The organism is Roseovarius sp. W115, assembly GCF_032842945.2.
In the GTDB taxonomy this organism is placed as follows: domain Bacteria; phylum Pseudomonadota; class Alphaproteobacteria; order Rhodobacterales; family Rhodobacteraceae; genus Roseovarius; species Roseovarius rhodophyticola.
The window spans coordinates 1105754-1126128 of the sequence record NZ_CP146606.1; the positions used below are offsets into that span (position 1 = coordinate 1105754).

20 protein-coding genes and 1 pseudogene are annotated in these 20375 nt (G+C 58.6%); 11 read left to right on the plus strand and 10 right to left on the minus strand.

Features of this window, described 5'->3' with window-relative positions; genetic code table 11:
• The first annotated feature begins 37 nt into the window (after positions 1-37).
• From RZS32_RS05680 to RZS32_RS05695, 4 genes are all read left to right on the plus strand, one after another.
• Positions 38-778 (plus strand): N-formylglutamate amidohydrolase, encoded by a 741-nt coding sequence (locus tag RZS32_RS05680; RefSeq protein ID WP_317056055.1) that lies wholly within the window; start codon positions 38-40, stop codon positions 776-778.
• Positions 779-850: 72 nt separating this feature from the next.
• Entirely contained in the window at positions 851-1192 is a 342-nt protein-coding gene (locus RZS32_RS05685) for a 5-carboxymethyl-2-hydroxymuconate isomerase (RefSeq protein WP_317056056.1), read from the plus strand.
• Between the two features lie 18 nt (positions 1193-1210).
• On the plus strand, positions 1211-1525 hold the full coding sequence (locus RZS32_RS05690) for a DUF1244 domain-containing protein (protein ID WP_317056057.1): 315 nt from the start codon (positions 1211-1213) through the stop codon (positions 1523-1525).
• A gap of 3 nt (positions 1526-1528) precedes the next feature.
• A complete protein-coding gene (locus RZS32_RS05695) occupies positions 1529-2881 on the plus strand; it encodes an aminotransferase class V-fold PLP-dependent enzyme (RefSeq protein ID WP_317056058.1) in 1353 nt (450 codons plus the stop codon).
• A 100-nt stretch (positions 2882-2981) separates the two neighbouring features.
• Here RZS32_RS05695 and RZS32_RS05700 read toward each other — a convergent pair whose 3' ends face one another.
• From RZS32_RS05700 to dgcN, 5 genes are all read right to left on the minus strand, one after another.
• Complete coding sequence (locus tag RZS32_RS05700) at positions 2982-3761, minus strand: alpha/beta fold hydrolase (RefSeq protein WP_317056059.1); 780 nt, start codon at positions 3759-3761, stop codon at positions 2982-2984.
• Positions 3758-4786 (minus strand): LLM class flavin-dependent oxidoreductase, encoded by a 1029-nt coding sequence (locus RZS32_RS05705; RefSeq protein WP_317056060.1) that lies wholly within the window; start codon positions 4784-4786, stop codon positions 3758-3760. Before RZS32_RS05705 ends, RZS32_RS05700 begins: the two co-directional genes overlap by 4 nt.
• Before the next feature lie 58 nt (positions 4787-4844).
• Positions 4845-5702, minus strand: a complete 858-nt coding sequence (locus RZS32_RS05710) for a D-amino-acid transaminase (RefSeq protein WP_317056061.1) — start codon at positions 5700-5702, stop codon at positions 4845-4847.
• 4 nt (positions 5703-5706) lie between these two features.
• A complete protein-coding gene (gene dgcA, locus RZS32_RS05715; RefSeq protein ID WP_317056062.1) occupies positions 5707-6672 on the minus strand; it encodes an N-acetyl-D-Glu racemase DgcA in 966 nt (321 codons plus the stop codon).
• 73 nt (positions 6673-6745) lie between these two features.
• Positions 6746-7747 carry an N-acetyltransferase DgcN gene (gene dgcN / locus RZS32_RS05720; RefSeq protein WP_317056063.1) on the minus strand — a complete coding sequence of 334 codons (1002 nt, stop codon included), beginning with the start codon at positions 7745-7747 and terminating at the stop codon, positions 6746-6748.
• Between the two features lie 258 nt (positions 7748-8005).
• On the opposite strand from dgcN, the gene RZS32_RS05725 reads away from it, so the two are divergent.
• From RZS32_RS05725 to mdoH, 7 genes and pseudogenes are all read left to right on the plus strand, one after another.
• Positions 8006-8965 (plus strand): HpcH/HpaI aldolase/citrate lyase family protein, encoded by a 960-nt coding sequence (locus RZS32_RS05725; RefSeq protein WP_317056064.1) that lies wholly within the window; start codon positions 8006-8008, stop codon positions 8963-8965.
• 145 nt (positions 8966-9110) lie between these two features.
• A complete protein-coding gene (locus RZS32_RS05730; RefSeq protein ID WP_317056065.1) occupies positions 9111-9587 on the plus strand; it encodes a DUF302 domain-containing protein in 477 nt (158 codons plus the stop codon).
• A gap of 91 nt (positions 9588-9678) precedes the next feature.
• Positions 9679-11301 (plus strand): thiamine pyrophosphate-binding protein, encoded by a 1623-nt coding sequence (locus tag RZS32_RS05735; RefSeq protein ID WP_317056066.1) that lies wholly within the window; start codon positions 9679-9681, stop codon positions 11299-11301.
• Between the two features lie 334 nt (positions 11302-11635).
• Positions 11636-13003 (plus strand): tetratricopeptide repeat protein, encoded by a 1368-nt coding sequence (locus tag RZS32_RS05740; RefSeq protein WP_317056067.1) that lies wholly within the window; start codon positions 11636-11638, stop codon positions 13001-13003.
• Positions 13004-13043: 40 nt separating this feature from the next.
• On the plus strand, positions 13044-14357 hold the full coding sequence (locus RZS32_RS05745) for an OpgC family protein (protein ID WP_317056068.1): 1314 nt from the start codon (positions 13044-13046) through the stop codon (positions 14355-14357).
• Positions 14354-15898 carry a glucan biosynthesis protein gene (locus RZS32_RS05750; RefSeq protein WP_317056069.1) on the plus strand — a complete coding sequence of 515 codons (1545 nt, stop codon included), beginning with the start codon at positions 14354-14356 and terminating at the stop codon, positions 15896-15898. Before RZS32_RS05745 ends, RZS32_RS05750 begins: the two co-directional genes overlap by 4 nt.
• 2 nt (positions 15899-15900) lie before the next feature.
• Positions 15901-17771: pseudogene (mdoH, locus tag RZS32_RS05755) on the plus strand (glucans biosynthesis glucosyltransferase MdoH).
• A 3-nt stretch (positions 17772-17774) separates the two neighbouring features.
• Here the strand turns inward: mdoH and RZS32_RS05760 are convergent.
• The 5 genes from RZS32_RS05760 to RZS32_RS05780 all read right to left on the minus strand — a co-directional run bounded on the left by RZS32_RS05760 (position 17775) and on the right by RZS32_RS05780 (position 20317).
• On the minus strand, positions 17775-18572 hold the full coding sequence (locus RZS32_RS05760; RefSeq protein ID WP_317056071.1) for an alpha/beta hydrolase family esterase: 798 nt from the start codon (positions 18570-18572) through the stop codon (positions 17775-17777).
• 32 nt (positions 18573-18604) lie between these two features.
• Complete coding sequence (locus RZS32_RS05765; protein ID WP_339106837.1) at positions 18605-18901, minus strand: rhodanese-like domain-containing protein; 297 nt, start codon at positions 18899-18901, stop codon at positions 18605-18607.
• Positions 18898-19077: a hypothetical protein gene (locus RZS32_RS05770; RefSeq protein WP_339106838.1), complete on the minus strand. Its 180-nt coding sequence runs from the start codon at positions 19075-19077 to the stop codon at positions 18898-18900. Before RZS32_RS05770 ends, RZS32_RS05765 begins: the two co-directional genes overlap by 4 nt.
• Before the next feature lie 93 nt (positions 19078-19170).
• Positions 19171-19929 (minus strand): hydroxypyruvate isomerase family protein, encoded by a 759-nt coding sequence (locus tag RZS32_RS05775; RefSeq protein WP_317056073.1) that lies wholly within the window; start codon positions 19927-19929, stop codon positions 19171-19173.
• Between the two features lie 61 nt (positions 19930-19990).
• Entirely contained in the window at positions 19991-20317 is a 327-nt protein-coding gene (locus tag RZS32_RS05780) for a DUF3775 domain-containing protein (RefSeq protein ID WP_317056074.1), read from the minus strand.
• Positions 20318-20375: the final 58 nt, after the last annotated feature.

Genomic DNA, 20375 nt, shown 5'->3' on the forward strand with positions numbered 1-20375 from the left:
TCTGGTCTAGAGCGTCGGTCAGAGGCACAACACCACGATGACGTATCACCCATATTACATCACCGGAGCAGAGCGCGCATCGCGTTGGCTTGTGACCTGCGATCATGCCACCAACACCGTACCCAGCTTTGTTGGCGGTGGCACACTGGGTCTCTCGGCCGTGGATATGGGTCGCCATATTGCCTTTGACCCCGGTGCCGCTGGCGTGTCGCTTGCGCTGGCCGAGGCGCTTGGCGCGCCTTGCATCACGTCGAATTTCTCGCGTCTGGTCATTGATCCCAACCGGGGCGAAGACGATCCAACCTTGGTGATGAAGCTTTATGATGGCACGATTATCCCAGGCAACCGGCATATCGACGAAGCCGAATTGAACCAGCGGCTCAATCGGTGTTATCGGCCCTATCATACAGCTTTGGCCGAGCTGGCAGCACGTCAGGACGACACGATCATCGTCGCTGTTCATAGCTTCACCCGTCAGCTTCGTGGCCAACACCCCCGACCCTGGCATGTGGGCGTGCTCTATGCTGCTGACACGCGTCTCACTGATCCTCTGATCGCCCGGCTGGAGGCAGAGGCGGACATCTGTGTCGGGGCCAATGAACCCTATTCCGGCCATCTGCCCGGCGATGCGATTGCCCGGCACGCGATTGCATTTCAGCGGCCCAACGCGCTTCTGGAGTTGCGTAATGATCTTATCGAAAGCCCCGAGGATCAGGTCGCCTGGGCCAACCGGCTTGCGCCGATGCTGGAAGCGGCGGCGGAATGTGCCGGGCTTTAGTCAGGCAGCGCAAGCAGATTTCGGTTGCGTCCAGAGGTGGGTTTGCCCCTAATCGCGCGAGGAGAATACACTATGCCACATATCATTATTGAACATTCCAAGGGGCTGGAAGACAGCCATGATCTTCAGGCGCTTTGCGATGACTTGTGGGACAAGTTCGCGGCGCATCCTGCGATTACTGCCCCCGATACCGTGCGCACCCGCACGATTGCGGCCAACGCAAGCCGTATCGGGGTTGAACCGCAAAGCTTTGCCCATGCCACGCTTTTACTCTTGCCCGGGCGCAGCGATGAGATGCGCATGGAGTTGGCACAGCTTATTCTGAGCACGCTGGAGGCGCATCTGGCGGATGTCGGAAGCCTGACGGTGCGTTTGGATGACATTCAGCAGCCCTATATCAAGCGTATGCTTTAGGTGAAGGAGATGACCGATATGGACGACCAGACCCGCATTGAACTTGAGGCAGCTGCCTTTCGCACCTTGCGCGAACATCTTATGGAAAAGCGCACCGATGTGCAGAACATTGACATGATGAACCTGGCCGGGTTCTGCCGGAATTGCCTGAGCCGCTGGTATCAGGAGGCCGCGAATGATCGTGGCATTGAGATGTCGAAAGACGAGGCGCGTGAGACCTTTTACGGCATGACCATGGATGAGTGGAAAACCAATTATCAGACCGAAGCGACGGATGATCAGAAGAAGGCGTTTGATAAATCCTTTGCCGAGAATGTGGGTAAGAAGGACTAGTGCATGACCCTCAATATCACCCGCCTGCGCGCCGACACGCCCACTTGTGAGACTGTGCTGCATTTCAACAATGCAGGTGCAGGGCTGATGCCAAAGCCTGTGCAAGATGCGCTCATTGGGCATCTGGAGCTTGAGGCGCGGATTGGGGGGTATGAGGCGCATGATGCCGCGAAAGAGGCGTGTGCTGCGTTTTATGCGCAGATGGCGGGTCTGCTGAATGCCAAACCGGGTGAGATAGCCTTCATCGAGAACGCCACGCGCGCCTGGGACATGGCGTTTTTCAGCCTGCCGTTGGAACCCGGCGACCGCATTCTGACGCACGCATCGGAATATGTGTCGAATTATCTGGGTCTCATGCTGCAGGCCAAGCGGCGGGGGCTTGAGATTGACCTTATCCCGTCGGATGCCAGTGGTCAGGTGGATGTGGATGCGATTGCGGGGCTTATTGGACCCAAGACGCGGCTTATTGCGCTGACGCATGTGCCGACGCAGGGCGGGTTGGTGAACCCGGCTGCGGAGGTGGGCAAGGTTGCGAAAGAACATGGGCTTTTCTACCTGCTCGATGCGTGTCAGTCGGCAGGGCAGATTGACCTGGATGTGGACAAGCTGGGCTGTGACATGCTCTCGGGCACGGGGCGGAAATACCTGCGCGGGCCGCGCGGGACAGGGTTTCTTTATGTGCGTCAGGGGCTGATTGCGGAGCTTGAGCCGCCCTTCATTGATCTCTTCTCGGCCACGTGGACCAGTGCGGACACCTATGAGCTGGCCCCTGACGCGCTGCGCTTTGAAAACTGGGAACGGTTTGTGGCCGGGCAGATTGGGCTCGGTGCGGCGGTGGGATATGCGCGCGCTGTCGGCCTGCCTGCGATTGAGGCGCGGGTGGAGGAACTTGGCGCGACGCTGCGCGCAGCACTTGGTGATGTGTCGGGTGTGACGGTGCAGGACCTCGGCACCCGCAAATGCGGGATCGTGACCTTCACCAAGGAGGGCGTGACGCCACAGGAGATTACCGCCCAGCTGCACGCGCAGGGCATGAATATCTCTGTCTCAAACCGCACCAGCGCGCAGCTTGATCTGGGTCCGCGCGGGATTGACTATCTTGCCCGGGCGTCGGTGCATTACTATAACACCGAGGATGAGATTGCGCGGTTTGTGGAGGCTGTGGCGGGGGTTGAGAGCGTAGCAAAATGCGCCCAAGAACGTGCGAGGCCAGACTGCGGGGTGGCGAGCCATCGGTGGTTCAAGGCACTTTATGCCAGCCCAGTCTGTACACTTTTTGATTGCTTTGCTTACGTCAACCAATCGCCAGCCCGATGTGGCGGTCTGGCGATTGCGCTGCGGGCCTTCGGCCCTTGATTCCGCGCGGAGGAGTGAAAAGTCCGGTTAAATTTTTTGCGGTAGAGCGGGGTTCCACCCGCCAATCGATGAGTTGGATATGCCGGGATGAAATCCCGGCCTACGCCTCCAACTTCTTCACAAACTCCACGATATGCCGCGCGACCACGTCCCCGGCTTCCAGCAACAGCGAATGTTTGTACCCCTCCAGAATCACCAGCTCTGACGTCGGCAGGGCCGCGTCGATCAGCCGGTTCAGGCGCGGGTTGCAGCCGCCGTCGTTTTCGCCGGTCAGCACCAGTGAGGGCGCTGTGACTTCGTGCAGCCAGGGGGACATCTCGGTGCCTGCGTAGATGCGAAAGACGTTGAGGAACACCTCTGCATCCGTGCCAATCACCTGCGCCAGACGGCGCTCCACCACATCGCCATGCTCGGCGATGAACGCATCAGTGAACCAGCGGTCCGTCAGGGTGCCCAGAACCTGCGGGATGCCTTTATCCTCCATGGCCTTGACCACGGCCCAGACCTTGGTGCTGTCTTCCTCGGTGCGGAAGGCGGCGGTCGAGAGCAAGCCCAGCGACAAGACCCTGTCGGGGAACCGCCGCGCATAGGCCGGGCCGATCATGCCACCCAGCGAGTGGCCCGCGAAATGCGCCTGCTCAAACCCGGTGCGTTCGCGGACGCGTTCAAGGTCATTCACCAGCTCATCAAGACCAAATTCGCCATCTGGCATAGGTGACGCGCCATGTCCGCGCAGATCATAGGTCACCACGGTGAAATGCGGCGTGAGAACGGGAAGCGCCTTGCGCCAGGTATCGCGTGCGGCCCCGATGCCGTGGATGAGAAAGAGCGGCGGGCCGCTGCCTTCAACTGTGTATGCGCAGTCAATTGCGTTGTTCATTGTGCGGCTACCTGTGCTTCAAAGGCGGGCATGACCTCTTCAGCAAACATCTGGATCGTGTCCAATGTATCCTGTGCTGCCAGCCCGAAATTCACGTTGAGGATCACCCGGTCCACACCCAGTTCGGCATAGGGGGCGAGCTTGTCGATCATCTCTTGCGGAGTGCAGATGAGAAGGCTCTCGCCCAGCTCGTCCATCGGCGTGGCGCAGGGCAGTTCCTCGATCATGCCGTTTTGCACCGTGCCCGGGCCGGTGAAGACATTGTCGAACCGGCCATAGTAGGTATGCGCCGCCTTAATCTTGCGCTGCTTCTCGGCCTCATTCCGTGCCAGATGCGCGACGCGAGAGAGGCTAAGCGTCAGCCCAGTACCAGCCGCCCCCATCTCCTCCTTAGCGCGGGTGAAGGCGCTCACTTGATCGATCAAAAGCTGATGATTGCCCGAGAGCGGCGTGGTCTGAATGTGAAAGCCACGTTTGGTGCAGTGATAGATGCCCTCGGGATTCATAACGGCCATCATCATCTGAATGGGGCGCACCGGGCGGGGCATGATGGTGAGTGGTGGGAATTGGTAATACTGCCCGTCCCAGCTCACCTCTTCCTTGGTCAAAAGCGCCTGTAGCACGTCGAGCGATTCATCGAACCGGGCGCGGGTTTCGTCCATCGGCACGCCCAAACGCTCCATCTCATATTTGAACGCGCCCCGGCCAACGCCAAGCATCAGCCGCCCTTCGGTAAAGATGTCGGCCACGACCACCTCACCAGCATAGGACCGCATGTCATGCAGGGGCAAAACCACGACCGAGGTCATGATCCGGATTTGTTGGGTTTGCCCGGCGATATGCACCGCAAACTGCAAGGGAGCGGGCATCATCAGGCAATTCATCAGGTGATGTTCAGTCAGCGAGACCGCATCAAAACCCAGCCTGTCGGCCAGCCGCGCCTGATCGAGCATGTCGGCATAGACCCGGTCCCCGCCATAGGTTTTATCCGGGTAATCCGCCGACAACTGAATACTGAACTTCATCGCACCTCTCCCCTTGCGGCGTTCACTCTGCCACAAGGGATATTTCTGGCAACAGTTTTCAGATCGCGACTTTCAGGCTTTCTTCCAGATAAATTTCGCGCAGGCGCGGAACCAGAGCGCCCGGCGAGCCGGTCCCAATGGACGCGCCATCAATCTCGACCACGGGCATGACAAAGGCGCTGGCCGATGTGACAAAGGCCTCGTCGGCCTCTTTCGCCTCATCAATCGTAAAATTGCGCTCTTCCACCTGCATCTGCGCCTCTTTGGCAAAGCGCAGCACGGCGGCACGGGTGATCCCATGCAGAATATCATTGGACAGCGCGCGCGTGATGATCTTGTTGCCCTTGACGATGTAGGCGTTGTTTGAGGTGCCTTCGGTCACATGCCCGTCCTGCACCATCCAGGCGTCATCGCAGCCGGCTTTCTTGGCCATCATCTTGCCCATAGACGGATAAAGAAGCTGCGTTGTCTTGATGTCGCGACGGCCCCAGCGGAGGTCTTCGATGCTGACGATCTTGAGGCCCTGCTTGGCGGCTGGGCTGTCGGCCAGGCCTGGCTTGTTTTGGGTGAACAGAACCACCGTTGGCGGCGTGTCGCGATCCGGGAAGGCAAAGTCCCGGTCGCCCGGCGCGCCGCGGGTGATCTGCAGGTAAACCAGACCGTCGGTGATCTCATTTGCGCGCACAAGTTCGCGGTGGATGTCCAAAAGATCGTCCATCACTGAGGGATGCGGCATGTCCAGTTCATCCAGAGAGCGTTCCAAACGCGCGCGGTGACCGTCAAAGTCAATCAACTTGCCGCCCAGAACGGACGTCACCTCATAGACGCCATCGCCCATAAGAAAGGCGCGGTCAAAGATCGACACCTTCGCTTCATCCTCGGGCAGGTAGTCTCCATTCACGTAAACGGTTCTCATGCGCTTAACCCCATAGCTTTGCCGATGGCGGGTGCACCCCGGCGGTGTCGAAAATCAAAGGCGTCTCCCGGTCTTCGGCCAGAAGCAGCGGGCCGTCAAGGTCAGTGACCATCGCCCCTTGTGCCACCAGGGTGGCGGGGGCCATGGCTAGGCTTGAGCCAACCATGCAGCCGACCATGACCTCATAGCCTTCGGCGCGTGCTGCATCTCTCAACGCCAGTGCCTCGGTCAGGCCACCGGTTTTGTCGAGCTTGATGTTCACCACGTCATACTTGCCCTTCAGCATGGGCAGGCTGGCGCGGTCATGGCAGCTCTCGTCCGCGCAGACCGGCACGGGACGTTTCATACCAATGAGCGCGTCGTCCTCTCCGGCAGGCAAAGGTTGTTCCACGAGATCAACGCCCAGACGCACCAGATGCGGCGCAAGATCGGCATAAACCGCAGCACTCCAACCTTCATTGGCATCCACGATAATGCGCGCCTTGGGGGCACCGGCGCGCACGGCCTCCAGCCGGGGCATGTCATCAGGTGTGCCCAGCTTGATCTTCAGCAAAGGGCGATGCGCGTGCTCTGCCGCCTGCGCCTGCATCTTTTCGGGTGTATCGAGCGAGAGCGTGTAGGCGGTGATTTCTGGTCCAGGCTTTGGCAGACCGGCCAGTTCCCAGACGCGACGACCTGACGCCTTGGCCTCCAGATCCCACAGCGCGCAGTCCACAGCATTGCGCGCAGCTCCAGCTGGCAGCAAATCATAGAGACCGGCACGGTCAAACTCCGCAGGCAGGCCTTCGATCTCTGCTGTCACGCTCTCCAGCGTTTCATCATACCGCGCATAGGGCACGCATTCGCCCAATCCCGCAACGCCGTCTTTTTCGATCCGTACGGTAAGCACCTTGGCCTCCGTGCGTGAGCCGCGTGAGATGGTAAAAACCTGCGCCAATTTGAACACGTCGCGTGTCACGGAAACCTGCACGGCTCTGCCCTTTCTTTTTGCTCAAAATATCCCCGCCGGAGGCATCCGACAGGGATCACATGCACGCGGCAAGTTACATCGCGGCCAGCGCATCCACCAGCTTGTCAGACCCAAAGCGATAGGGATCAGTGGCCGGAAGACCAAGGTTGGCTTCAACCTCGGTCAGATAGGCCTTGGCATCCGCTTCGCTCATATGCTGAGTGTTGACCGAAACGCCAACCACCTGACAGGCCGGGTTGGCCACCTGCGCGAGCGGGAGCGCGGTATCACGCAGGCGTTCCAGGCTCGGCAGGGTGTAATCCGGCAGGCCCCGCATATGCGCGCGGGTTGGCTCGTGACAGAGGATCAGCGCATCAGGCTGACCTCCATGGATCAAGGCCATGGTCACGCCGGAATAGGAGACGTGGAAAAGGCTCCCCTGTCCTTCGATCAGATCCCAATGGTCGTCTTCATTGTCTGGAGTCAGGTATTCGATAGACCCCGCCATGAAGTCCGCCACCACCGCATCCAAAGGAACGCCATGTCCGGTAATGAGGATGCCCGTCTGACCGGTCGCCCTGAACGTGGCCTTCATACCGCGCGCAACCATGTCGCGTTCCATCGCCATGGCGGTGTACATTTTGCCGACAGAGCAATCGGTGCCCACGGCGAGACAGCGTTTGCCGCTGCGCTTGACCCCATTGGCAATGGGATAACCCACGGTTGGCACCCGCACATCATGCAGCGTGCCGCCATAGGTCTGTGCAGCCGCCACCAGATCGCCCTCGTCCCGCAACAGGTTATGCAGTCCAGAAGCCAGGTCGTACCCCATCTCAAGCGCCTCGATGAGCACCTCTTTCCAGGCCTGACTGATCACGCCACCGCGGTTGGCCACACCAATGACCAGCGTTTTCGCACCTGCAGCCTGGGCTTCGGCCAATGTGAGGTCCTTCAATCCAAGATCGGCACCGCATCCGGGCAGCCGAATTTGCCCAAGGGCGTGATCCGGACGCCAATCGCGAATGCCAATGGCCACTTTGGCTGCCAGCATGTCAGGGGCGTCCCCAAGGAACAAAAGATACGGTGTTTCAATCATGGCGCGTCTCCTACCCAGGAATCAATTTTGCGGCAGTTTGCTTCGAAAGCCATGCGATTTCATCGTGAATATACGGCGGCATGTCGTTTATTTCGAAAATTTATTCGAATTTTTCATCAAATATGCGGATAAAATTCGAAGGATTAATCCCAAACTGATGGAAAGCGCCAAATGTCCACAGCGTCTTGCGCGCCTGCACGCAATTTTATAGCTGTCGCGCAGCGCCTTTCGGCAAGATTGAAACAAAGAGGTCTCAAAATGAGTTTTCGTCCACAACCGCCTGCACCGGCCCGCCCCAACCGCTGTCAGCTATTTGGCCCGGCATCCAACCCTGCCCTGTTTGAGAAAATGGCAGCGTCCAAAGCAGACGTGATCAACCTGGACCTCGAAGATGCGGTTGCGCCTTCGGACAAGGATATCGCCCGCAAAAATGCCATTGAAGCGATCAATGACATTGACTGGGGCAACAAGACGCTCAGCGTGCGCATCAACGGCCTCGACACTCAATATTGGTATAAAGACGTTGTTGATCTGCTGGAACAGACCAACGGCCGTCTGGACATGATCATGATCCCCAAGGCTGGATCGGGTGATGACATCTATGCCGTTGACGCTCTGGTCAGCTCGATTGAGATCGCGATGGGTCACAAGAAGCGGCTCGCCTTTGAGTGCATCATTGAGACGGCCATGGGCATCGCGCATGTTGAGGACATCGCCAAGGGCAGCCCGCGCATGCAGGCGATGAGCCTCGGTGCGGCGGATTTCGCGGCCTATATGGGGATGCAGACGACCGGCATCGGCGGCACGCAGGAAAACTACTACATGCACCGCAATGGTGAGAACTACTGGGGCGACCCATGGCACTGGGCCACGGCCAATATCGTGGCGGCCTGCCGGACACATGGTCTTTTGCCGGTGGACGGCCCGTTTGGGGACTTCTCAGACCCCGAAGGCTTCAAAGCGCAGGCTCTGCGTTCGCTGACGCTGGGTATGGTGGGCAAATGGGCCATTCATCCAAATCAGGTAGACGCGTGTAATGCGATCTTCACGCCATCCGAGGAATCGGTCAACGAGGCGCGTGAAATTCTCGCCGCCATGGAGGACGCCAAAGCCAAGGGTCTTGGGGCCACAACGTACAAAGGCCGCCTGATTGACATTGCCTCGATTAAGCAAGCTGAGGTCATCGTGAAATCGGCGGAGATGATCGCCAAGGGCTAATCGACCCCGGCAAACCAAAAAAAGGCCCCAATTTGGGGCCTTTTTTCGTTTCGCATGGGCGATTGAGCGCCATACAACGAAATGTGACCTCAACAGGTGGCTAAATCACGTAATAGACCTCAAACACATGTTCCGGGGGACCACTATGCTTTCCAAATTGATGATGTCATGTCTGCTTGTCATGCTTTTTGCCGGGCGCGCGCTTGCTGCAGATATGTCAGCGCAAACCGGGTTCGAGGTATTTCCGACGTCCAAGGCTTATGGCGATCTGGTGAGCGACACACGCGCGGCTGTGAAGTCCAATGGGCTTATCGTCGTCACGCAGGCGGGGCCAACCAAAGCTGCTGCCAGCCGTGGCATCAAAATCCCCGGCAATCTGGTCATCGGGGCGTTTAACAACGATTTCGCGGTCAAGGTTCTCGCGACATCGACCGCTGCGATGATCGAAGCCCCTATCCGGCTTTATGTCACGGAGAACGAAGATGGCACCGCGACCCTCTCTTACAAGCGGCCCGGCTTTGTTTTTGCCCCCTATCTCGAAGACGGTGGCGACACTCTGACACTTCTTGCGACTGAGCTGGACGCAATCTTTGCCAGTATTGCGGCTGAGGCTACACAATAGAGCTACTTGCGGATAACAGTGGCGTGAAGAGACTTGCCTCTAACCACATTCCCAGCAATGTCGGGACAAACAGACTGTCCGAGGACTTTGCATGACCACGAAGACCAAACGCGCCGCCGATGTCTTGGCCGAGCGGCTCTACGATGCGGGCTGTCGCCACGCGTTCGGGATGCCGGGCGGTGAAGTGCTGACGTTGGTGGATGCGCTGGAAAAGGCAGGCATCGCCTTCCACCTGATCAAACACGAAAACGCCGGTGGCTTTATGGCCGAGGGCGTCCATCACCGCGACGGAGCCCCGGCCATCCTGGTGGCCACGGTCGGCCCCGGAGCAATGAACGGCGTCAACGTTATCGCGAATGCCGAGCAGGACCGCGTGCCGATGATCGTGTTGACGGGCTGTGTCGATGCAGATGAAGCGTTGACCTATACGCATCAGGTGCTGGACCACCAACAGGTGCTGCGCCCGATCACCAAGGAGAGCTTTCGCCTCACCGCCGCAGGGGCTGGCATCATCGCTGACAAGGCTGTGGCGATTGCGACCGAACCGCGCTGTGGTCCGGTGCATATCGATGTTCCGATCAGCGTGGCAGATGCGCCCGCGCCAAACGATATCGCACGTCCTTACCGTCCTACGGCCAGCAGAGTTGCGCCGAGCGGCGGCGGTGCTGCCAAAGCACGTGAGGCATTGGCCAAAACCAACCGCCCGGTCGCGATTGTTGGACTGGATGTTCTCTATGACGATGCCCAAACGGTGCTGCGTGCCTTTTTGGAGCAATTCAACATCCCATTCATCACCACCTACAAGGCCAAAGGCATTCTTCCAGAGGATCATCCGCTTTGTTTGGGTGGTGCGGGGCTTTCGCCATTGGCTGACAAGCATCTTCTTCCGCTCGTGGCACAGGCCGATCTGGTGTTGTGTATCGGGTACGACCCGATCGAAATGCGCGTAGGATGGCGTGACGCGTTTGATCCTTCCCGGCAGATGGTGATCGACATCGCGGCGGCACCCAACACCCACTACATGCATCAGGCAACGCTGAACTTTATCGCCGATACCTGCGAAACACTGGAAATGCTGGCCAACACGACGCCAACCCGCGCGACCTGGCCGGGCGGCGAACCGCAGGCCGTTCAAAACGCTCTTTCCGAAGCCTTTCGAAAAGACGAAGACTGGGGTCCCGCCGGCATCATCGCCGAGGCCCGCGCCGTTCTGCCAAAGACGACGCTGGCCACGGCCGATAGTGGTGCGCATCGCATCCTTCTAAGCCAGATGTGGCGCTGCGACGAACCACGTGGCCTCATCCAATCCTCAGCGCTCTGCACCATGGGCTGTGCAGTCCCGATGGCCATGGGACTCAAACTCGCAGAACCGGGTCGCCCGGTCATCAGCTTTTCGGGTGATGCGGGGTTCCTCATGGTGGCTGGTGAACTTGCCACCGCGGCGGAAATGGGCGTGAACCCGATCTTTCTGGTGTTTGTGGATGCCAGCCTTGCGCTGATCGAATTGAAACAACGCCAAAGGCAGCTTGCCAACAAGGGCGTGGATTTTGCGCGGCATGATTTTGCGGCTATGGGTCGGGCTTTTGGAGGATACGGGCATACAGTGACGACGCGCACAGAACTGCGGTCGGCCCTAAAAGACGCGATGGCCGCAGACCGTTTCACAGTCATTGCCGCAGAGATCGAACCGGGTGCATATGACGGTCGCCTGTAGAGTTGGCTTTCGTAAGTTGATTAAAATTTAAGCGCAGCGCTGGAATTTAAGCACCTGCACTTGGGCAGATTCTAAGCCATTTCTCCGAATCGCATGTTGCAGTGCAGCATTTTTTACCATAGCAAATCGCACCCGATATCCGGCAAACTGTTGAAGTTTCTCACGCTTTCTACCTAAACGCGTGCGTTTTTCGGCAATATTTCGCGACTATGATAACGAAACCTCACACATGACTTCACCAATTCGTTAGACGCACCGATACCGGTATGCGCTCACCCTATGTCTTTGTTAATCACAGACAGCGGACCTGACCGCGACAGAAATGGAAGTAAAGATGCAGTTTGATGTTTTCGGTCAACCGACCACTTTGACAAGCCCGCGCGCACTGGACGCCTGGAACGACACGTTGTTGGCCTTTCTGGCGCATGCCGCTGTGACGCCGAAACATCTTGGCGATGTGCTTGAGGCCGAACCAGGGTTTGCTTTGGGTCACGCCGTCAAGGGTATGTTCTACATTCTGCTGGGTCGCCGCGAAGTGCTGCAGACTGCTCATGACGCATATGCAGAGGCAAAATCCGCCGCCGCCGAGGGGCACATCAGCCCACGCGAGCAACGTTATGTCGAGGCGCTTGGCGTCTGGCTGGATGGCCAACCCAGCGGTGCAATTGCTAAACTTGAAGACATCTTGCGCGACCACCCCGAAGACGCGCTTGCCATGAAGCTGAGCCATGCGATCCGCTTTGTGTTGGGCGATGCCACGGGGATGCGGGAGTCTATTGAGCGCGTCATGCCAGCCTACGGCCCAGACCACAAAGGACGCGGTTATCTGCTTGGATGCCATTCTTTCGCTCTTGAGGAAACCGGGGAGTACGAAAAGGCAGAAATCGCTGGGCGTCAGGCGCTTTGGATGGCGCCCGATGATGCCTGGGGCCTGCATGCCGTTGCGCATGTGCATGACATGACAGCCAATGCCCGCAAGGGTCTGGAATGGTTGTCGGGCCGTGAAAGTGCCTGGGCGCATTGCAACAATTTCCGCTATCACGTCTGGTGGCACAAAGCGCTCATGCATCTCGACCTGGGCCAAATGGACCAAGTCCTTGACCTGTACGACACCGAAATTCGCAAGGATCAGACCGACGACTACCGCGACATTTCCAACGCCACGTCGCTCTTGATGCGGTTAGAACTCGACGGCGTGGATGTCGGACGTCGCTGGGATGAGCTGGCTGAATTGAGTGCTGCGCGCACCGAAGATGGCTGTTTGATCTTTGCCGACCTGCACTACATGCTGGCGCTGACGGGTGACCGCAAACCGGATGCCACAGCCAAAATGCTTCAGCGTATTGCACGTGACGCCAAATCGAACTGCGAAATGGGTAGCCGGATGAGCGATCCGGGTGTGGCCGCCGCCGAAGGGCTCGAAGCCTTTGGCGAAGCGCGCTACACCGAGGCTTTTCACAAACTGGCGCAAGCCCGAGGCGGGATGCAGCTCGCCGGTGGCAGTCACGCTCAGCGCGATGTGTTCGAACGCATGACAATCGACGCCGGAATTCGCGCTGGCCTCTTGGATCAGGCCGAAGCCATCCTGGATGAACGCCAGACCAAACGCGCCGGTCGTGAGGATGGATACACCGCCGCCCGCCGTACTCTGATCGCCACGGGTCGTGGAGACTACAGCGCCGCTTCTGTTCCCGCCGAGTAACGCCTAAAACGCCTGCCTGCTGAAAAGAAAGACTAAGCCCATGGCGACAATTTCGCCATCATCAGATTATGGACCGACCACGGCACGTACGGAAGCCCCGGCGTTGCCCAAGGCGACGGTGCGCGATCCGCGCCTTGATTTCTTTCGTGGCATCGCGATGTTCATCATTCTGCTGGCGCACACGCCCGGCAATCTCTGGACACGCTGGATCCCGGCACGCTGGGGTTTTTCGGATGCCACAGAGATGTTCGTCTTTTGCTCGGGCATGGCGTCGGCCATCGCCTTTGGCAAACTATTCCAAACACAGGGCCTGGGCATGGGGTCAGCGCGCATCGCCTTCCGCACCTGGCAGGTCTACTGGGCGCATATCGGGCTTTTCATCATCACAACGGCCACGCTGCTGGCGCTGCCGCATCTTGGATTTGAGCTTCGGGATTACACCGGACAGCTCAACCTCAAGCCGTTTCTGAACAATATCGAAGGCAACCTGGTTGGTCTGATGACCCTGACCTATGTGCCGAACTACTTCGACATTCTGCCCATGTACATGGTGATCCTGCTCATGATCCCCGTAGTCATGGCGCTGGCGAAGATTCATCCCTATGTGGCACTGGGTGCCTGTTTGGTGCTTTGGGGCTTTGCCAACATGGAGATTGGCGAGCTGTTCACCGACGAAGACATCACACCTCTGCAACTGCCGGCGCAGTACTGGTTCGCCGAGGGTCAGAACACCCGGCCATGGTTCTTCAACCCGTTTGGCTGGCAGCTTTGTTTCTTTACAGGCTTTGCGCTCATGATTGGTTGGATCCCTCGTCCTCCGGTCAACAAATGGCTTGTGGGTCTCGCGCTGGCCTTTGTGCTCTTTTCGTTTGTGTTCTCAGCCGTGGGCGTGCGCAGTTTCAGCTGGCAGTCGGAATGGTGGGACGACAATATCCGCAGCTGGCAGCGCCAGACATTCCGGGATATGGCCCCACTGCGCGGCAAGACAGATTTCGGCATCTTCCGCTATCTCCACATGCTGTCGCTCGGCTATCTGGCCTGGGCACTGGTGGGTGAAGGCGGCAAGTATCTCAAGGTGGGACGTGTCTGGAATTGGCTGGTCAAGAACATCATCATGAAAGTCGGCCAGCAATCGCTGGCGGTCTTCGTCTTTTCCATGCTGCTGGCGCGCTTACTGGGGGTCTGGCTTGATGAGACGTCAACGCTTGTGAATGACCGGTTCGTACGGGATCCGTGGATCAACACGTTTGTGAACCTCGTGGGCTTTGCGCTTTTGGTGCTCTGCGCCTACGTGGCGGGCTGGTTCAAGTCCTCACCGTGGAAGCCCAAGCGCGGTGCAGGGGGTCAGGCATGAGCCGATTGACCAACTCTGCGACTGTGACACGCCGCGCGTTGCTTGGCGGTGCAGCGGCATCGGCGCTGATTCCGGGTCTGCTGCCCCTGCCATCGCGCGCCGCCACGGGTTCAGCCGAATTTTCACGCGATGCGGTGATCGATATGGCCCGTGATCTGGCCACACGCGATTATACACCCCGCGACATGGTGCCGGAAGATTGGCAAAACCTGACATATGACCAGTATCGCGACATTCGGTTTCCGCGTAAAAACGCACTTTGGGCCGGTACGGATCGCTCATATGAGGTCGATTTCTTTGCACCCGGCCTCTATTTCCCGCGTGCCACGAAGGTTTACTCGGTTGAAAACAACGTAGCCGCGGCAGTGCCGTTCACACTCGACAACTTCAACAAAGGCAAACTGGTTCCCGACCTGATCAAAACCGCAGAGACACTCGGCTATTCCGGTCTGCGCCTGCGGACAAATTTAGGCCATCCGGAATACAAAACCGAATTCTGTGTCTTCCAGGGCGCCAGTTATTTCCGGGCGATCGGCATTGGACAGACTTATGGCCTCTCGGGGCGCGGACTGGCCCTTCGCACCGGCGCACCGGAAGGTGAAGAGTTCCCCGATTTCGTTAAGTTCTGGTTAGAGGCGCCAGGATCAGACCAAAAGAACATGGTCGTGCATGCGCTCATGGACAGCCCGAGCGTGACAGGCGCCTATCGGTTTGACATCACACCCGGAGCCGATTGTGTGATGGAGGTCGAGGCAACGCTCTTTCCGCGCGTTGAGCTTGACAATGTGGGCCTTGGGCCGCTGACCTCGATGTTCCTTTTCGACCAGACCAATCGCAACCGGTTTGATGATTTCCGCCCTGCCGTGCATGACAATGACGGGTTAATGATGTGGAACGGCAATGGCGAGGTCATCTGGCGCCCTCTGGCCAACCCCACACAGCTTCAGATTTCGAGCTTTGTGGACACCAATCCACGCGGTTTTGGCCTGATGCAACGGGCGCGCGAGCTTGAGGATTTTGCCGATCTCGAGGCGCTCTATCACAACCGTCCGGGTCTTTGGGTGGAACCCAAGGGCGATTGGGGCAAGGGAACTGTGACACTGGTCGAGATTCCTACCGATGAAGAGATCTATGACAACATCGTCGCCTACTGGCGCCCAGCCGAACCGATGCCTGCCGGTCAACAGGTGGACCTCTCTTACAAGCTCACATGGAGCGCAGATGCCCCGATCGAGCCAAGGCTACCAAAGGTGATCAACACCTCTATGGGACGCCGTTTGTTTGGCCCCGGTCGTCTTGTGGTTATTGATTTTGAAGATAGCCCGCTCTTTGATGACGGGCCAGAGGCGCTTACGGTTCATACCTATTCGCCCCATGTCGAGACCAGCGAAGGCGTCTTGCAACGCAACCCGGCCACGGGTGGTCTACGCCTTGCCTTCAACTTTGATCCCGGTGAGCGACGGCATATCGAGTTGCGAGCGCAGTTGCTTAAAGATGGTCAGATGGCCTCTGAGGTGTGGCTGTATCGGTGGACGGTGTGAGAATGAGCCACAATCTACATATCATGCCGCCCGAAGCCCCGCTGGACATGCCAGCGCAGAATTTCGATGTTTTCTACGAAGATCCCAAGGCACCGGCACAGCTTTCGGAAAACACCGTGGTGTTGTGGCGTGCCATCGTCTTCATTCCTGCTATTTTGGCGACGTTCGGTTTCGGCTGGTTTATGTGGAGCTGGTTTGGCTTGGATGGCCTCAATACCGTTGAGGGCATCCTGTTGACGTTGATGGCGTTCAACTTCTTCTGGCTGTGCCTGACAGTGAGCACTGTGGGTCTCGGACTTGGCTCGCTGACACGCACCATACCGCGCACCCAGACAAGCGAGCGCCTGAAAGTTGCGCTCCTGATGCCGATCTATAATGAAGTGCCCTGGTATGTGCTGGGCAACGCGCGCTCAATGCTGGAAGAACTGCGCGCCTATGGGGGGCGGCATGAGTATGCCATGTTCATTCTCAGCGACACGCAAGACCCTGAGATTGCACAGGCCGAACAGGACAGCGTACTTGCGTTGCAGGCCACATTGTCGCCGGGTCTGCAAATCTACTACCGCCGCCGCGAGATGAATACAGGTCGCAAGGTGGGCAACATTGCAGATTGGGTCACACGCTGGGGCGCGGACTGGCCTGCGATGCTGGTTCTTGATGCAGACAGCCTGATGACCGGACGCGCCATCGCGCGTCTCTCAGATGCCATGGCAAGCGATCCCGGCGCGGGCCTTATTCAAAGCTGTCCTCAGCTTATCGGCGCACAGACCGTGTTCTCGCGGATGCAACAGTTTGCCAATGGTGTCTACGGCGCAGCGCTTTCTGAGGGTCTTGCCCGCTGGACTGGTCAAGAGGGCAACTACTGGGGCCACAATGCGATCATCCGCACCCGTGCTTTTGCCTCATCAGCGGGCCTGCCCCTGATGCGGTCGCTTTCTGGACGCGAAGGCAAACTCATCATGAGCCATGATTTTGTCGAAGCAGGTCTTCTGCGTCGCGCTGGGTGGAGTGTTCGCGTCCTCCCCGCATCCGCGGGTCCTACGAGGAAACCCCGCCAACACTCATCGACCATATCCTGCGCGACCGCCGTTGGTGCCAGGGCAATCTGCAACACCTGCGCTTGCTGTCCACACGCGGCCTGCGCCCGGCCTCACGCTTTCACATGTTCCATGGAGCGATGAGCTATCTGGCGTCGCCTATCTGGTTTGCCCTGCTGGTGATGTGGGCGCTGATGGGTCAGGGCGGTGATGCCTCAGTGCTCACCTATTTCTCACCGGACAACCCGCTGATGCCCACCTGGCCAGAGATGACCGAAGGGCGACATGTGCTGATAATCGCGCTGATGTACTCGCTGCTGCTTGCCCCAAAACTCATGGGCATCATCGCCATTCCGCTCACCCGTACGCGATTTGCCGATTATGGCGGGCCGGGCCGCTTCGTGCTGTCGTTTTTCTCGGAATTGATCCTGTCCGTAGCTTATGCCCCGATCCTAATGGTGCAACAGATGATCGCCGTCTTTCGCACCATGTTTGGCATTCAGAAAGGTTGGACACCGCAGCTTCGCGATGGCGGGCGCTACGGTCTGCGAACACTCATCATCTGCCACGCGCTTGAAACGGTTAGTGGCATCGCTCTGATTGCTGGCATGGCGGCGGGGCTTGTGTCGCTGTGGCTTCTGCCCATCGCCGTAAGCCTGGCATTGGCCGTTCCACTTTCAGCACTCAGTGGCGTGTCCCTTCGCGGCCTTGTCTCCAAGCTGATGGGCACGCGCGAGATGTGGCGCGAACCGCAAGTGACACGTGCGGCCCGGCACTACCGCAAAGAACTGAAATCCACTCTGGATGGTGACGCCCAGCCTACCGCGGCTGAATAAGGTTTAGTTCAACCCTTCGAACCAATCGAGCGCCAGATCAGCCCATCCTTCGGGCACCGTGTGCCCTCCGGGGAAAAGCGCCATTTCCAGCGCGCCTCCATCGGCACAGTTGCCCCAAACACGGCGCATGAAATTGCCGGTTTTGCCAAAACCTGTAGGCTTTTCATCGCTGCATTCATTCGCCGCACGCCAAATCTCTAGCCCGGCGAAGATATCGCCCTGCTGGAACCGCCCACCAGCCAGCTTGCGCCCTTCCAACGGCACCGTGCCATCCGCCCAGCCATGGGTATGCAAGAGCTTGACGGGGCCATTGCACTCCACAGGATGCGGACGCCAGAACCCGCCTGAAACGGGTGCATAGGCACTAAAGGTATCCGGAGCGTCGCAGGCCAGGTAGTTCACCATGAAACCACCAGCGGAAAAGCCAGAGAGCAAAACAGTGTCCGCACTCGTGCCAAACCGGTCTGCGGCATCGGACACCACATCTTTAAGAAACGCCCTTTCATCACGCCCCGGCCAACCGGGATAGAATGTCCAGCTCGCCGGACGGCCTTCGGCGCGCGGAACCCCATTGGGGGCAATCACCGCGTAGCCGCGCGCGCGTAGCGGTTCGACCATGATGTCCCGCGATATCGCACCCTGCCCGCTGCCACCGAAGCCATGCAGGAACACCACCACTGGCATGTCATCACCCGGCGTTTCGGGCAGTTTGATGTGATAAGTGCCACTTTGAATTTCGCAGGCCACCGGTTCAGGACCGCACGAGGCGTGGGAAGTGCCCGCCGCCATTGTAAACGCCACGGCTGCGCTCGTTAAAGTTACGCGCACCGGTTTCAGCCTTCGAACTCACGCAAAGGCAAACCGGACTTTATCCATCCGGGGCCCGCAGGTGATCCAAGCATCCCTTCCGGAACATCGATGATGTTGGAGTAACCCGCCTCCGTCAAACGGTTGCTGAGCCGCGCTGATCGCACCCCGCGCGCGCAAATGAGGGCCACAGGAGCGGCCTTGTCGCCGCCCGTCACTTCATCCAGCGCCGCAACGAAATCCTTGCGCCGCATATCAATGGGATGTGCGCCTTCGCCGACACCCGTTTTTTGCCACTCATCCGGTCGCCGGATGTCGATCAAAAAATCTGACCGCCCGTCGCCGACTTGTGCGCCTCGCTTACGCTCAAAGCCTGCCCCGCAAAGCTGGGGCGAGACAGCATCACCCATCCGCCTGCAGCCACGCCGACCGCGCCCAAAGCACCCAAGCCAAGCACGGCACGGCGCGTCATCAACGAAGAACGAGACTGATCGGTCATTGCGCTTTCTCCCAGCGACTGGTTTTCCCAAAAGATAGGCAGTTCAGGACGTTTTGTCAGGGCCGGTCTGAGGGGTAAGCGAACAAAATTTGGTTACTTGTCCGGGCTCATCCAGCCCAGCGAGCCTTCGGTTGGGCCATTCGGACGATACTCCGCCCCCAAAGGCCGCTTCCAGCCAAGCGCATCAATGGCTGCAAAAACGCGCTGGTAATCAAGCCTACCACCTGAGGGATGGCCCCGATCCGGGACAGAGGCAAACTGAATATGGCCAATATGATCAAGACATGCATGGAGCTGCCCGACCACGTCTCCTTCGGTTCGGCCCACATGATAGCAATCAAACATGAGCTTCAGGTTAGGTGCATTGATCTCTTTTATAATCTCACAGGCCTGCTGCGTCGTGTTGAGGAAATACCCCGGCGCATCAAACGCGTTGAGCGGCTCAACCAGCACCATGCGCGCTCCGGCACGTGACACGCTATAGCGCAGATTGCTTACAAAAGCCTGCCGCGCGTCTGCGCCGTCCGCGATACCGGCCATGACATGCACCGCTCCGGCGTTCACGGCATCAGCATAATCAAACGCCTCATCAATCGCCGCACGCGCCTCTGCCTCGCGACCCGGCAAGGCCGCCAATCCGTTGTCACCGGCATCCACATCCCCGCGCCGCGTGTTCAAGCCCAGCAGCGGCAATCCGGTTTCGCGCAAAGCCGCGCAAACATCTCCCGCATCAGTGTCATATGGCCAATGACATTCCACCGCGTCGAACCCGACGCCAGCAGCGGCCCGAATAGCATCGGGCAGCGCAAGCTCAGTCCAGAGAAATCCAAGATTTGCAGAGAAACGCGGCAAGGATCGATCCTTTCAATGTCACCGCCGCTCTTTACAAAATGTAGGTTAGTGCGCCAAGGCCTCAGCCACCGCGCACAAGATCATCTTCGTCATCGACAACGGAGATGCCCAGCTCATCCAGACCGTTTTCCAGATGATCCGACATGTGTGGTGTCCCTAGCATGTAGTCCGCTGTCGGAGTGGACGCCTCTGAAGAGGCTGTCTGCAACGCTTCGCCCAGTTCATCAGGCCCAAAGCTACCTCTACCGATCCACATCACGGCCACAAGACTGATCTGCTCCTCTTCGGTCAGACCCTCGATAAAGGCGCGAAGCTCTCCTTCCGCGCGATCCAACTCGCGCGACATGAGAATGATTTGCGCTATTTTATGTGTACTGATGTCAAGCATGGACGGCCCTCCCGTTCCGCGACTCCTTATAACAGATTCGTCGGAAACGGTGGGCGCG